16 protein-coding genes are annotated in these 12,859 nt (G+C 55.9%); 10 read left to right on the top strand and 6 right to left on the bottom strand.

The window, feature by feature from the left end; all coding sequences use genetic code 11:
- The first annotated feature begins 4 nt into the window (after positions 1-4).
- Both QMP16_RS03145 and QMP16_RS03140 read left to right on the top strand, forming a co-directional pair.
- Positions 5-1,891 (top strand): AMP-dependent synthetase/ligase, encoded by a 1,887-nt coding sequence (locus QMP16_RS03145; protein WP_282151183.1) that lies wholly within the window; start codon positions 5-7, stop codon positions 1,889-1,891.
- A gap of 30 nt (positions 1,892-1,921) precedes the next feature.
- Entirely contained in the window at positions 1,922-3,082 is a 1,161-nt protein-coding gene (locus tag QMP16_RS03140; RefSeq protein ID WP_282151182.1) for an ABC transporter substrate-binding protein, read from the top strand.
- Positions 3,083-3,155: 73 nt separating this feature from the next.
- Here the strand turns inward: QMP16_RS03140 and rpsI are convergent, their stop codons facing one another.
- Together rpsI and rplM are read right to left on the bottom strand one after the other, a co-directional pair.
- On the bottom strand, positions 3,156-3,641 hold the full coding sequence (gene rpsI / locus QMP16_RS03135; RefSeq protein ID WP_109311665.1) for a 30S ribosomal protein S9: 486 nt from the start codon (positions 3,639-3,641) through the stop codon (positions 3,156-3,158).
- A 5-nt stretch (positions 3,642-3,646) separates the two neighbouring features.
- A complete protein-coding gene (gene rplM / locus QMP16_RS03130; protein WP_058271592.1) occupies positions 3,647-4,105 on the bottom strand; it encodes a 50S ribosomal protein L13 in 459 nt (152 codons plus the stop codon).
- Positions 4,106-4,347: 242 nt separating this feature from the next.
- Between rplM and QMP16_RS03125 the strand changes: the two genes are divergently transcribed.
- Entirely contained in the window at positions 4,348-4,710 is a 363-nt protein-coding gene (locus QMP16_RS03125) for a nuclear transport factor 2 family protein (protein ID WP_282151181.1), read from the top strand.
- Positions 4,711-4,714: 4 nt separating this feature from the next.
- Here QMP16_RS03125 and QMP16_RS03120 read toward each other — a convergent pair whose 3' ends face one another.
- A complete protein-coding gene (locus QMP16_RS03120; protein WP_282151180.1) occupies positions 4,715-6,118 on the bottom strand; it encodes a PLP-dependent aminotransferase family protein in 1,404 nt (467 codons plus the stop codon).
- Between the two features lie 99 nt (positions 6,119-6,217).
- Between QMP16_RS03120 and QMP16_RS03115 the strand changes: the two genes are divergently transcribed.
- Positions 6,218-6,445 carry a DUF1127 domain-containing protein gene (locus QMP16_RS03115; RefSeq protein ID WP_058271589.1) on the top strand — a complete coding sequence of 76 codons (228 nt, stop codon included), beginning with the start codon at positions 6,218-6,220 and terminating at the stop codon, positions 6,443-6,445.
- Between the two features lie 58 nt (positions 6,446-6,503).
- Here QMP16_RS03115 and QMP16_RS03110 read toward each other — a convergent pair whose 3' ends face one another.
- Positions 6,504-6,947 (bottom strand): PaaI family thioesterase, encoded by a 444-nt coding sequence (locus QMP16_RS03110; RefSeq protein ID WP_282151179.1) that lies wholly within the window; start codon positions 6,945-6,947, stop codon positions 6,504-6,506.
- A gap of 58 nt (positions 6,948-7,005) precedes the next feature.
- On the opposite strand from QMP16_RS03110, the gene QMP16_RS03105 reads away from it, so the two are divergent.
- The 4 genes from QMP16_RS03105 (at position 7,006) to gluQRS (ending at position 10,941) form a co-directional block, all read left to right on the top strand.
- Positions 7,006-7,791, top strand: coding sequence for an enoyl-CoA hydratase (locus QMP16_RS03105; protein WP_282151178.1), 786 nt, complete (start codon positions 7,006-7,008; stop codon positions 7,789-7,791).
- 264 nt (positions 7,792-8,055) lie between these two features.
- The gene (gene trmFO, locus QMP16_RS03100; RefSeq protein WP_282151177.1) at positions 8,056-9,396 is read left to right on the top strand and encodes a methylenetetrahydrofolate--tRNA-(uracil(54)-C(5))-methyltransferase (FADH(2)-oxidizing) TrmFO; all 1,341 of its coding nucleotides are present in this window, start codon (positions 8,056-8,058) and stop codon (positions 9,394-9,396) included.
- A gap of 37 nt (positions 9,397-9,433) precedes the next feature.
- Positions 9,434-10,048: a class I SAM-dependent DNA methyltransferase gene (locus QMP16_RS03095; RefSeq protein WP_282151176.1), complete on the top strand. Its 615-nt coding sequence runs from the start codon at positions 9,434-9,436 to the stop codon at positions 10,046-10,048.
- Positions 10,045-10,941, top strand: a complete 897-nt coding sequence (gene gluQRS, locus QMP16_RS03090; protein WP_282151175.1) for a tRNA glutamyl-Q(34) synthetase GluQRS — start codon at positions 10,045-10,047, stop codon at positions 10,939-10,941. The genes QMP16_RS03095 and gluQRS overlap by 4 nt, the downstream gene beginning before the upstream one ends.
- A gap of 6 nt (positions 10,942-10,947) precedes the next feature.
- Here the strand turns inward: gluQRS and hisI are convergent, their stop codons facing one another.
- On the bottom strand, positions 10,948-11,337 hold the full coding sequence (gene hisI / locus QMP16_RS03085) for a phosphoribosyl-AMP cyclohydrolase (RefSeq protein WP_282151174.1): 390 nt from the start codon (positions 11,335-11,337) through the stop codon (positions 10,948-10,950).
- Positions 11,338-11,385: 48 nt separating this feature from the next.
- On the opposite strand from hisI, the gene QMP16_RS03080 reads away from it, so the two are divergent.
- Both QMP16_RS03080 and QMP16_RS03075 read left to right on the top strand, forming a co-directional pair.
- Positions 11,386-11,838, top strand: a complete 453-nt coding sequence (locus QMP16_RS03080; protein WP_282151173.1) for an iron-sulfur cluster assembly scaffold protein — start codon at positions 11,386-11,388, stop codon at positions 11,836-11,838.
- A 59-nt stretch (positions 11,839-11,897) separates the two neighbouring features.
- Positions 11,898-12,536 carry a MarC family protein gene (locus QMP16_RS03075; protein WP_282151172.1) on the top strand — a complete coding sequence of 213 codons (639 nt, stop codon included), beginning with the start codon at positions 11,898-11,900 and terminating at the stop codon, positions 12,534-12,536.
- Positions 12,537-12,721: 185 nt separating this feature from the next.
- Here the strand turns inward: QMP16_RS03075 and QMP16_RS03070 are convergent, their stop codons facing one another.
- Complete coding sequence (locus tag QMP16_RS03070) at positions 12,722-12,844, bottom strand: hypothetical protein (RefSeq protein ID WP_282151171.1); 123 nt, start codon at positions 12,842-12,844, stop codon at positions 12,722-12,724.
- Between the last annotated feature and the right edge of the window lie 15 nt (positions 12,845-12,859).

Raw genomic sequence — 12,859 nt, 5'->3', positions numbered from 1 at the left:
ACAGATGAATATCAGCACCCTGCCCCCTCAGATCACAGTCAACGGCGTTCGCCTGAACGCAAACCCCGGCCAGCGCCCGGTCTGTGTCGATGAGTGCACGACAATCTGCGAGCTATTTCGGAACCGCTGCACTGAGCTTGGTGATCGCACGGCGCACCGCGAAAAGGACCTTGGCATCTGGAAGTCGTATTCCTGGGCCGACTATTGGCAGCATGCCAAGTGGATTGGGCTTGCACTGCGCAAATTGGGATTGCAACGAGGCGAAGTTGTCTCGATTCTGTCAGAGGACCGCAAGGAATGGGCCTGGTTCGACATGGGCATTCAGGCCGTTGGAGGCATCGCATCGGGCGTCTACACCACCGATTCTGCCAGCCAATTGAAATATCTCATCAATGACAGTGACAGCCGATTTCTGATCGTCGAAAACGAAGAGCAGTTGGACAAGTTCCTGCAGGTCGAAGATGAGGTTCCCTGCCTTCTGAATGTCATCATTCTTGACGATGAAGGCCTGCACGATCTGGATCATGCGCGCTGCATGATGATCGACGCGCTGTATACGCTGGGCCAACAAGCCGAAGCTGAAGATCCCGATCGTTTCGAGGCCGAAATCGCGCTGGCGTCGCCACAGGATACAGCACTTCTGATCTACACCTCGGGCACCACGGGAATGCCGAAGGGCGCGATGCTGAGCCATGAGAACATCCTTGCGGCAATAGAATGTGGGGCACATGCGTTGCCTGCCTTAGAGACGGACGAACAGCTATGCTTTCTACCGTTGTGCCATATTCTAGAGCGTGACGTATCCATCTATTTCCCTCTCGCCGCCAAATGCATCGTCAATTTTGCCGAAAGCCCGGAGACCGTATTTACGAACCTGCAAGAGATCTCACCATCGACCTTTACTGCCGTTCCGCGGGTTTGGGAGAAGATTTATTCCTACGTTCAGATCATGACGCAGGATGCGACGCCCACGGGCCGCGCAGCCTTTGGCATGGCCCTGAAGGTAGGGCTTGCGCGGGCCGAGTACATTCTGGCCGGCAAACCCGTCCCAGTCGGTGTCGCCGCGCAATTTTGGGTGTGGGACCGGCTGGTTCTGCGCAATCTGCGCCGCATGCTGGGTATGGACAAAATACGGCGCGGCGGTTCAGGTGCGGCCCCGATTTCGACCGATCTGTTGAAATGGTACTGGGCAATTGGCGTGCCGTTGGTCGAGGGGTTCGGGATGACCGAAACTTCGGGTCTGGCGACGCTAAACACCATTGAAAGCAATAAGGTCGGGACCATCGGACGCGCTGTGCCGGGAAATGACATCCGTATCTCCGAAGACGGTGAGATTCAGCTGAAAGGCCTTAATATCTTTCAGGGATATTGGCGTAACAACGCCAAAACGGCCGAGACTTTCACCGCCGATGGCTGGCTGCGAACCGGCGATCTAGGGCATATCGATGACGACGGCTACGTCACTATTTCGGGACGCATGAAAGACATCATCATCACTGCCGGTGGCAAGAATATCACCCCTGCCGAGATCGAAAGCCGAATGAAATTCAGCCACTATATCGCGGACGCGGTGATCATCGGCGACAAGCGTAAGTACCTGACCGCGCTGATTATGATTGATCAGGAAAACGTTGAGAAATTTGCACAAGACCGGAAGATTCCATTCTCGAATTTTGCGTCCTTATGTGCCGCATCCGAAGTCAAAGATCAGATTCAGGCGGAAATCGATGCCGTGAACAAGGATTTCGCGCGGGTCGAACAGATCAAAGACTTTCGCCTGATTGATGTGCTTCTGACAGCGGATGACGATGAACTGACCGCAACAATGAAGCTGAAACGCAGTTTTGTCGAAAAGAAACACGGCCATCTTATTGAAGACATGTACAATTAAAAAAAGAGATAACCCAAAGGGAGGAGAAAGATGAAGAATGTGATCATGCGGCTGGCGGCGGCCACCGCCTTGACGGCTTCGGCGACCCTTGCCAATGCACAGACACAGGGTGTCACGGATGATGAGATCGTCATCGGTTCGGTCAACGATCTGAGCGGTATCTTCGCGGCCGTCGGTGTTCCGGCCATCAAAGGTGCGAATGTGGTGTTCGATCGCGTGAACGCTAATGGCGGCGTGCATGGGCGCACGATCCGCTATGTGGTCGAGGACAACGGATATCAGATGCCGCGTGCGATGCAGGGCTATAATAAGCTGCTGAACCGCGACAAGGTGTTTGCGATGCTACAGTCGCTGGGAACCCCGATGAATGTCGCGGGCTTCAAGTTGTTGGATCCAAAAGGTATTCCCAATGTCGCCCCTCTGTCGGCTGCACGGCAAATGCTGCAGGAACCGATGGACAACAAGTTCACGGCCTTTTCGACCTACTTTGACCAAAGCCGTGTTGGCGTGAAGTATCTGGCGGGCGAGTTCGGCGGGCAGTCTGTATGCTCGATGTACTTGCCAACCGATTTTGGTGCCGAAATCGTCGAAGGTACCAAGGCCGGTGCCGAAGAAGCCGGGATCGCGTTTGTCGCCGAGACCACGCACAAGCCGGATGAAACGGATTTCGTGGGCTCGCTGAGCAAGCTCAAGGAAGAAGGGTGCGAAATCGTAACGATCGCTCTGGGCGTACGTCAGGCCATTACCGTTGTTGGCACGGCCAAAAAGATGGGCCTTGCAGATATGAAGTTCCTTGGCACCTCGGCCAGTTTCCTGACCGTCGTTGCGCAGGTGCCGGGCGGAGTGACAGACGGGTTCTACGCCGCCGCGTCGTGGCAGGATCTGTGGTCCCGCGCAGAAGACCCCGCCCCTGCCGCCTTTATCGAAGAATATAAAACGGCAACCGGTGAAGATCCCGTCGGGTTCGCAATGCTGGGATATTCTGCTGCTGAAACGATGGTCAAAGCACTTGAGGCTGCTGGCCCCGATCTGACGCATGAAAGCTTTATCGCCGCGATGGAAACGCTGGACTATCAAGATGAACTGGTGGGCAACCACATGACTTTTGGGCCCGATGATCACCAGGGGGCCGATTCAGTCTATGTGAATGTTGTGGAAAACGGTGCCTGGAAGATGGTGTACGAAGAATAACCCCCAACACGCATCTCAAACGAAAAAGGGCTCGCACATGCGAGCCCTTTGATTTTGTGCACTCGGCAGCGAATTAACGCTTCGAGAACTGGAACGAACGACGCGCTTTGCGCTTACCGTATTTCTTACGTTCCACAACGCGGCTGTCGCGGGTCAGGAAGCCAGCGGCTTTCAGTGCGCCGCGCAGGGACGGATCGTACAGCTGCAGTGCTTTCGAGATGCCGTGCTTGACCGCGCCGGCCTGACCGGTCAGGCCACCGCCTTTGACGGTTGCAACAACGTCGAACTCACCTTCAACGCCAGCAACCTGGAACGGCTGGCGCAGGATCAGCTGCAGAACGGGGCGTGCGAAATACACGTCCTGGTCTTTACCGTTCACGGTGACCTTGCCGGAACCCGGCTTGATCCAAACGCGGGCAACAGCGTCTTTACGCTTGCCGGTGGCATAAGAGCGACCCAGTTCGTCACGTACGGGTTCACGCACGATGACTTCTTCGGCCACAACCTCAACGCCTGCAACGGCGCTCAGCTCTTCGAGAGTATTGATCTGATCAGCCATGGTCATTAGCTCCGGGTGTTTTTCTTGTTCATGGATGCAACATCCAGAACTTCGGGCGACTGGGCTTCATGCGGGTGCTCAGCACCGGCATAAACACGCAGGTTGGTCATAACCTGACGCGACAGGCGGTTGCCAGGCAGCATGCGCTTGACCGCTTGGGTCACAACACGCTCGGGGTGCTTGCCTTCAAGGATCTGCTGCTTGGTGCGCGACTTGATGCCGCCCGGGTGGCCAGTGTGCCAGTAGAAGTTTTCTTCGCGCTTCTTGCCGGTCATCTGGATTTTGTCAGCGTTGATCACGATGACATTGTCGCCCATATCCATGTTCGGAGTGAACGACGCTTTGTGCTTGCCACGCAGACGCATGGCGACGATCGAAGCAAGACGGCCCAGAACAACGCCCTCGGCGTCGATCAGGATCCATTTCTTGTCGATGTCTGCAGGTGTTGCAGAAAAGGTTTTCATGGCAGGATAGTCCTGTTTGATGTGAAAGACCGCTCACATACGGAGCGGTCCGAATTCGATGTTGCGTATTTAGATGTACCCTTGTGGCGCGTCAAGAACATGAAATCAAAAATAATTTAGCAATTACAGTGTATTAAGAAATAGGTATTATTTTACCCCATGAAATCACCATCGATTACCGCAAATATCCCCGACCAGATATACTGTCGTAGACCAGCGATCAAAAAAGGAGTGGCCAGAGAATGGATTGGCTGCAAACCATCGCCGATTACGGGGCGGCCTGGCAACAGGCCAACCAAGGTCAACGCCTTGACCTATTAACCAAGTGTTTCGCCACGGATGGCGTCTATGTAGACCCGACGGCAGAAGTGAACGGACGGTCAAACCTGTGCGATCATATCGGGGAAGTCCTCCAAAGCTCTGGCGGGCGGGTTGAGCTGACCAGTAACCCCAACAATCATCACGATGTCGTCCACTTTACTTGGCATATGGTTGACCCCGACGGCACCGTAATGGTGACCGGCCACGATTTCGTTCGATTGGATGAACAAGGCAAGATTTCACATCTGGCCGGGTTCTTTGGCGACCCCGCCCCATTGAGCTAGGGGCCTAAACGCTGATCTGTTCCGGCGGATTATCTAAAAGCGCCCGCAGGCGCTGCATTGCGGCCTCGAACCGCTCCAATGACACGTGCCCGTTCATCGCAATGCGTACGGCATTGGGTGCACGGCCGTCCCGCAGCGCGAACTCGTCGGCAGACCGTAACTGAATGCCTTCGCGTTCAGCAGCACGGCTGAATGCGGCGGCACGCCAACCCGACGGCAAGTTCAACCAGACAAACGGCACGTCCGGTGCCCAGTTCAGATCAAAGCCGCCAAGCGCATTGACCGTCACCCGGACATAATCGCCCATCCGGGCGCGGACGTACCTGGCGATCTGCCGTGTCCGTGGATCAGACAGCAACAGCCGGGTCAGCTCTGCAAGCGGTTGTGCCAAACCGAAATAGCCGTATTCGGCTGAGCGCCGAAGATCGACGCTGCGTTCGCGCGGGGCGATGGCGAACCCGACCCGCAGGGCTGGCGTCAGGATTTTTGAGATCGACGAAACATGCCAACCCCGTTCAGGTGCTAATGCACGATAGCTGGGCTCGCGTGCGTCCCCCATTCGATAGCAATCGTCTTCAATGATCTGCAAATCATGGCGGCGGGCGACTTCCACAACCTCTTTTCGACGTTCCAGCGGCGTATGTGTACCGGTTGGGTTTTGCACCTCGGGCGAAACGCAAACCGCTTGCGCCTGGGTCTGACGCAAAATGTGATCCATAGCCTGAGGGTCAATGCCCCACTTGTCCATCTTCACGCCGACAACCTCGGCTCGCATCAACTCACCTGCCCGACGGAAACCGGCATATGACAGATCTTCAACCAGAACGACCGGTTTGGGGCCGCGCAGGATCGTCTGAAACACCAGGCAAAGACCATTTTGCCCACCATGCGTCAGAACCACATCATCATGGGTCACTGCGCCAAGCGGCAGATCTGAGAGCCATTCAACGACCGCCTGCCGCATGGGTTGGTACGCATCGCGCGTCGGGTAATTCATCAGCAAACGCGGATCGGCTTGGGACACTTTCTTAAGACATTCCCTGATCAATGCCACCTGCCCCACATCCGGTAATCTGGGGCTGAACAAGCTGACATCGGCGTTGTACTTGTCGTCGCGCAGGTGAAGTTGTCTTGCCCACACATCGTCCAGCAAAGGTGATTTTGGAGGGGCGACAAATGTACCACGTCCGACCTCGGCTTGTAGCAAGCCTTCTTCCGTCAGAATCGTATATGCCCGGGCAACCGTGCCGGGCGTTATTTGTAACCGATACGCAAGCTCCCGGACTGGAGGCAGTTTAGACCCTACCTCCAGTGCTTTGTTCTCAATCGCTTTTCGTATTGTGTCGGCGACCAGTGTGTACTTGGGACCTTTGGATTTTGGTAACGCCTCTGGCCAAATTGTATCCATTACAATTCTTCCTTTGCTTTTGACACAATCCCGAATGTATCACACACATGTACCGAACATTAGTACTTTGTGTCAATACAATTTGAAAGGATACCCAAGATGACACGCCATATGCACAACCCCGCCCTCATGCTGCTGAACGATAGCCCTCGGCTGCCGATGATCGCCGCGCTGGCCGTGCGGTTTGCGGCGACTGTCACACAGTGGGAACGACAGCGCCGCAGCAGAATTAACCTGTCAAAGCTGGATGATCGCATGCTTAAAGATGTCGGCCTGACCCGCCCCGCGGCCGACCGTGAGATCAAACGCTATTTCTGGCAGTATTAATTATCCCCAGTCCCTATCGGGACCTCTTCCTAGGCCGGGTTTCATACCCGGCCCTTTTTTATCCAAACGCCGCTGCTGCAGACCCTGCAGGCGGCAAAGAATAGGTCATCGTAGCCCGCGCCACGGGTTTGACAGAGCCTTCCGAGAACATCAGAACATCGCCTACCGCAAGCGTCTTGCCCAGTTTTAGCAAGCTGCAGCGCGCGATCATATCGTTGGCTCCATCGGGTTTGCGCATGAAATCCATCGAACACCCCGTCGTCACCGCCAGCGACTGACGTCCTTTCAATGCAAGGATCATTGCATAGACGCTTACATCGGCCAGACCGAACATCGACGGGCCTGAAACTGTCCCCCCTGGACGCAGATGCCTGTCTCCGACCTTCAGCCGCATGGTGATTGAGTTTTCATCCAGGCTGTCGATGACAAAGTCCTTCTCGACCTGCGGAAAAACTTCGACCAGATAATCTGACAGTTGTTTGCGGTTCAAAACCAACGACATACTTCCCCTCCTCGAATTGCCGCCCTAGAGTTGGCCCGACATCAGTTCGGAGAGCAAGATGGGAATTCTGGAACGTAACGACATGAATGGCGTTGCCCGGTTGAAAATGAACGCGCCAGAGCGCCTGAATGCCCTGAGCGAAGAGATGCTGGCAGCACTTCAGGCTGAATTCGACGCCTTAAGTAACGACTCGAGCATTCGCGCCGTGATCCTGTCCGGCGAAGGCAAGGCGTTTTGCGCAGGTCACGATCTGAAACAGATGACTGCGGGACGTCAGAGCGAGGATGGGGGAAAAGCCTATTTCCAGGACCTGTTCGCGCAGTGCGCCAAGATGATGTTGTCGATTCAATCCCTGCCCCAACCCGTGATCGCGCAAGTCCACGGCATCGCCACGGCAGCCGGTTGCCAAATGGTGGCCACCTGTGATCTGGCGATTGCAGCCGAAGGCACCCGCTTTGGTGTAAACGGAGTCAATATCGGGTTGTTTTGCTCGACCCCTATGGTGGCCCTCAGCCGGAATATCCCCCGGAAACAGGCATTTGAGATGTTGACGACAGGCAAGTTCATCTCCGCGGAAAGCGCGGCCGAACTGGGCCTGATCAACCGGGCCGTACCCGAAATGTTGTTGGAACATGAAACGATGGCGCTGGCCGAACAACTGGCCGACAAGCTTGGATCAGCTGTCAAAGTGGGCAAACAGGCCTATTACAAGCAATTGGATATGCCGATCGAACAGGCCTACGCCTATACCGGCGAGGTAATGGCACAGAATATGATGCATCGGGATACCGAAGAAGGAATATCTGCATTTATCGAAAAAAGACCGCCAAATTGGGAACAATAACGAGATTATTTAAGGAAATTTTCGCGACTGTTCGCAATTTAGTCCTTTTCAAAAGGGCCACACTGTGGCAAAGCTGAGACATGGCTTAGGCCCAAATACGCTTTTGGGTCGCTGTAGGCGGAAGGTCCCTCCAAGCTGGTTTCTCTCACCGGCGCTGACATTCCCGCTGCGGCGACCCCAAGTACCCTCCTTAAATTACTGGCTAATCAACGCGAAATCTGGCGTGTGTTGCGTTGCGCGATGCTGTGCCCTATGTGGCACCTCATGACACAGAAATTGCATATAGTTGGCGGCGGCATGGCGGGGTCCGAGGCGGCCTGGCAAGCAGCGGAAATGGGCGTGGACGTTGTAATCCACGAAATGCGGCCCAAAGTGGGCACTTTTGCGCACCAGACCGGCAATCTGGCCGAGATGGTGTGTTCGAACTCCTTCCGCTCGGATGACGACGAACAAAACGCCGTCGGTCTGCTGCATTGGGAAATGCGCGAAGCCAACGGCATCATCATGGGCACCGCCGATACGCATCGCCTGCCCGCCGGTGGCGCATTGGCCGTGGATCGTGATCCGTTTGCCGAAGCAGTGACCGCCAAGCTGCAGGCCCATCCGCGGGTTGAGGTGACGGGCGAAGAAGTCACCGCCCTGCCCGACGACGGCCACTGGATCATTGCGACCGGTCCGTTGACGTCCTCGTCGCTGGGCGAGTCGATCAGGGCCCAGACAGGTGCTGAGGCTCTGGCGTTCTTCGACGCGATCGCGCCTATTGTCTATGCCGACAGCATCGACATGAGCCAGGCGTGGATGCAGTCACGTTATGACAAGGGCGAAACCGAAGAAGAGCGGACGGCCTATCTGAACTGTCCCATGGACCGCGATCAGTACGAGGCCTTCATTGACGCCCTGCTATCCGCAGACAAAACCGAATTTCACGAAGGTGAAACTGCCGGGTATTTTGACGGCTGCCTGCCCATCGAGGTTATGGCGGAACGGGGCCGCGAGACGCTGCGCCACGGTCCGATGAAACCGGTAGGCCTGACCAATCCGCATCAGCCTGACGTCAAACCTCATGCCGTTGTGCAACTGCGCCGAGACAACGCACTGGGTACGTTGTTCAACATCGTCGGCTTTCAGACTAAAATGAAATATGGTGCACAAACTGACGTATTCCGCATGATCCCCGGGCTTGAGAATGCCAGTTTCGCGCGCCTAGGCGGGATTCATCGCAACACGTTCATCAACTCTCCGACATTGCTGGACGCGCAGATGCGGCTGAAATCAAAGCCGAATATTCGGTTTGCCGGCCAGATCACCGGCGTCGAGGGTTATGTGGAAAGTGCTGCCATGGGATTGTTAGCTGGCCGGATGGCTGCTGCCGAGATCCTGGGGCGTTCCCTGCCCGAGGTCCCGCAAGACAGTGCCATGGGCGCGTTGATACACCACATCACCGGCGGGGCCGAAGCCAAGACCTTTCAACCCATGAACGTCAACTTTGGTCTGTTTCGCCCGGTTGATGGCCTCAAAGGGGGTCGCCGGGGCCGTAAGGACCGGTACAAGGCCTACACCGACCGGGCCAAGACGGAATGGACAGACTGGCTGGCGCATTGCTGACTGGACGCATTGCACCCTACCGGCCTAACATACGGGTATGAGCGACAAATACCTCAAAGACGCCTACGGGCTTGATACGCCCGAGGCGACACGTACGCATTATCAGAAATGGGCCTCGTCATACGACGCCGAAGTTGGGTCACATGGCTACGCTACGCCTGGCCGCGTCGCCGAGGCGCTTTGGTCCCAGATGCCCGAACCGCAAACGCCTGTTCTGGATTACGGTTGTGGCACGGGTCTGTCCGGCAAAGCCCTGCACGATACGGGATTTCAGGTAATCGATGGTGTGGATCCCACGCCAAAGATGCTTGAAGCGGCAGCCGCCAAGGAGGTTTACAGAAACCTCAGGGCGTTTGAGATCACCGATCCGGAACCGCTGGAGCAAGATGCCTATAAGGCAATCACCGCGATTGGCGTGATCGGAACCGGTGCCGCCCCGCCAGAGACATTCGACCTGTTGATGAAGGCGTTACCCAAAGGTGGCTTGCTGGCGTTTTCTTTCAATGATCACACACTTGACGATCCGTCCTTTACGACCCGTTTGAACGATTGGCTGGACATGGGCGCTGCGCGGTTGTTGTTTCGGGAATATGGGCCGCATCTTCCCGGTATGGACCTTAAATCTGACGTATATGTTGTTGAGAAGACGTGACATTAATTACCAGATTTGCCCCATCTCCTACGGGGCCGCTTCATCTTGGCCATGCCTATTCTGCACTTCTTGCCAGTTATATGGCCGCCGCTGAAGGCGGTCAGTTTTTGGTGCGGATCGAAGATATCGACCGCTCCCGCTGCCGCGCAAATTGGGAAAAGCAGATTTATGACGATCTGACCTGGCTAGGATTGACCTGGCCAGAACCTGTGATGCGGCAATCGTCTCGTGTGTCGACTTATGAAAAGGCGCTGAAAACGTTGTGGTCGCAAGGTCTGTTGTACCCGTGCACCTGCAACCGTCGGGACATTGCCGCCGCCGCAGGAGCGCCGCAGGAAGGAGTTCCTTTGCACGGGCCGGATGGGATCATCTATCCGGGCACGTGCAGGGATGTGTCAGAGCGATCGGGGCCGATCCCGCACGATACGCCCCTTCGAATGGACATTGAAATGGCTGCACGTGTAGTTCCAGATATGTTTAGGACTGCCACTCAACCATTTGCAAAAGCGGCGGTTTTCGAAGAAACAGGCGCGGGTCCGGAAGGGGAAACGGGCCCCGTCACTTTCACTGCTGATGAGTTACGGGACACAATCGGAGACGTGGTATTGTCCCGGCGCGATATGGGAACATCCTACCATCTATCTGTCGTTCTGGATGACGCAGAACAAGGCGTTACCCACGTCGTACGCGGTCAGGACCTGTTCGAGGCGACGCGTATTCATGTTCTACTGCAGGCTTTGCTCGGCTTGCCGACACCCGTCTATCATCATCACAAACTGATCCGAGATGATGCAGGCAAACGCTTGGCCAAACGCGACGACGCGCGCGCCATCTCCAAGTATCGTGCCGACGGGATTTCCGCAGAACAGGTTCGGGCCATGGTCGGGCTGTGACCGACCCTAGTCCATCGGCCGCATTAGCTCGACCTCTTCACCATCCCGCACTGCGGTGTAGAAACAGGTGCGCCGGTTCGTATGACACGCCGCGCCGGTCTGTCGCACCAGGACCAGCAGGCAGTCGCGATCACAATCGACGCGGAAATCGATCAGTTCCTGAACATGCCCCGAGGTTTCGCCCTTGATCCAGAACGACTGACGTGAACGCGACCAATACGTCACGCGGCGCGTTTCCAGTGTTTTTTCAACGGCCTCCGCGTTCATCCAGGCCATCATCAACACCTCGCCAGAGGCTTCATCCTGTGCGATCGCCGGGATCAGACCGGCGTCGTTAAACTTCAGGCTCGACGGATCGAAAGTGACGGTCTCGGACATTGTAAAAACCTTTTGCATCCCGGTGGATGGCCACTATGTATGGGGAACACGCAACGAGGGAAAGCCATGTCTGGCGAGAACGACCTGATAAAGCTGTATTCCGGGCGCATTCTGGCCCTGGCTGCGGACATTCCGCATCTGGAACGACTGGAAAACCCTGATGCGACCGTCAAGAAACGTTCGCCATTGTGCGGATCGACCGTGACCGTGGACGTCAAGGTTGAGGACGGTCACATGTCCGACTTTGGTCAGGACGTTAAGGCCTGCGCCCTGGGTCAGGCCTCGGCCTCGGTCGTTGGATCCGCTGTGATTGGAACCACGCGCGCGCAAATCGAAACCGCGCGGGATCAACTGTCGGCTATGCTGAAGAAAGACGGCCCTGCTCCGGACGCACCGTTTGACGGGCTGGAAGTTCTTATGCCTGCGCGTGATTACAAGAACCGGCACGCTTCGATTCTGCTGGCGTTGGTTGCTACTGCTGAAGCTATGGAACAAGCCGAACAGGCCAATTGCGCCTGAAGATGGTAATTCAATTCAAACCCATCTAACCTCCGCCAAAGTTTTGGGGAGAATTTGGTTTGAATAGTTTGCTGGAACATTTTGTTACCCTGTGGGTCGTTATTGATCCGATTGGAACAATTCCCGTATTTATCGCCGTTACAGCCGGGCTTGGCTCTGCGGCGCGTCGCAAAACAGCCCTGTTGGCCGCGCTCATTAGTGCCGGAGTTTTGCTGTTCTTCCTTATTTTTGGGCAATTGCTGATCGAGGCGCTGGATATCGGGTTGAACTCGTTCCAAGTGGCCGGAGGGATCATCCTGTTCCTGTTCGCCCTGACGATGATCTTTGGCGAAAGCAAACAAGAGGTCGAGCAACGCGCAGCAGAAGACGATCAGGAAGACAAATTCCACAAGCCCAACCCCGCGATCTTTCCATTGGCGGTACCCTCACTGGCGTCGCCTGGTGCAATGCTGGCCGTGGTTATCCTGACTGACAACAACCGGTTCAGCGTGGCGGATCAAGGCATTACGGCACTGGTTATGTTGTCTGTCGTGGCCATCGCCTTTGTTTTGATGCTTCTGGCCGAACCGATCATTCGACTGATTGGCCATTCCGGTGCTGCCATTATCAGCCGCATCATGGGGATGATCCTGGCATCGGTTGCGGTAAATTCCGTGCTGTCGGCCATGCTCGAAATCTTCAAAACCGGTCAGTTGTAAAAAAAACCGCCGCTCCTTCCGGGCGGAAAGGGCGGCGGCAAGCAATGCGTGTCTCGTGTGGGATCCGTTTTTCGCGCAGGGCCGAGGTTTGGCCCTTTCAAGGGAATTGGGACAGGCAGGTCACCCTTGACTGAAATGGGGACGACGGCGCGGAGTTTTCGGCACGAGATCGCAGGCAGAAAGGGTCAGAACGTTCCGGGAAGGTAAAGGGCAACCACCAGCATCACCACCAATGAAACCGCACCCGCCGCATCCTGCAATAGCGTGGAATGCGAACGGCTTATGGCGGTCTTGATCTGGGTCAGCATGGTCTCACCTCCGGT

Source organism: Ruegeria atlantica (assembly GCF_947495585.1).
In the GTDB taxonomy this organism is placed as follows: domain Bacteria; phylum Pseudomonadota; class Alphaproteobacteria; order Rhodobacterales; family Rhodobacteraceae; genus Ruegeria; species Ruegeria atlantica_G.
Note: the sequence above shows the minus strand (reverse complement) of the source record. Positions and strands in the feature narration are given on the sequence as shown.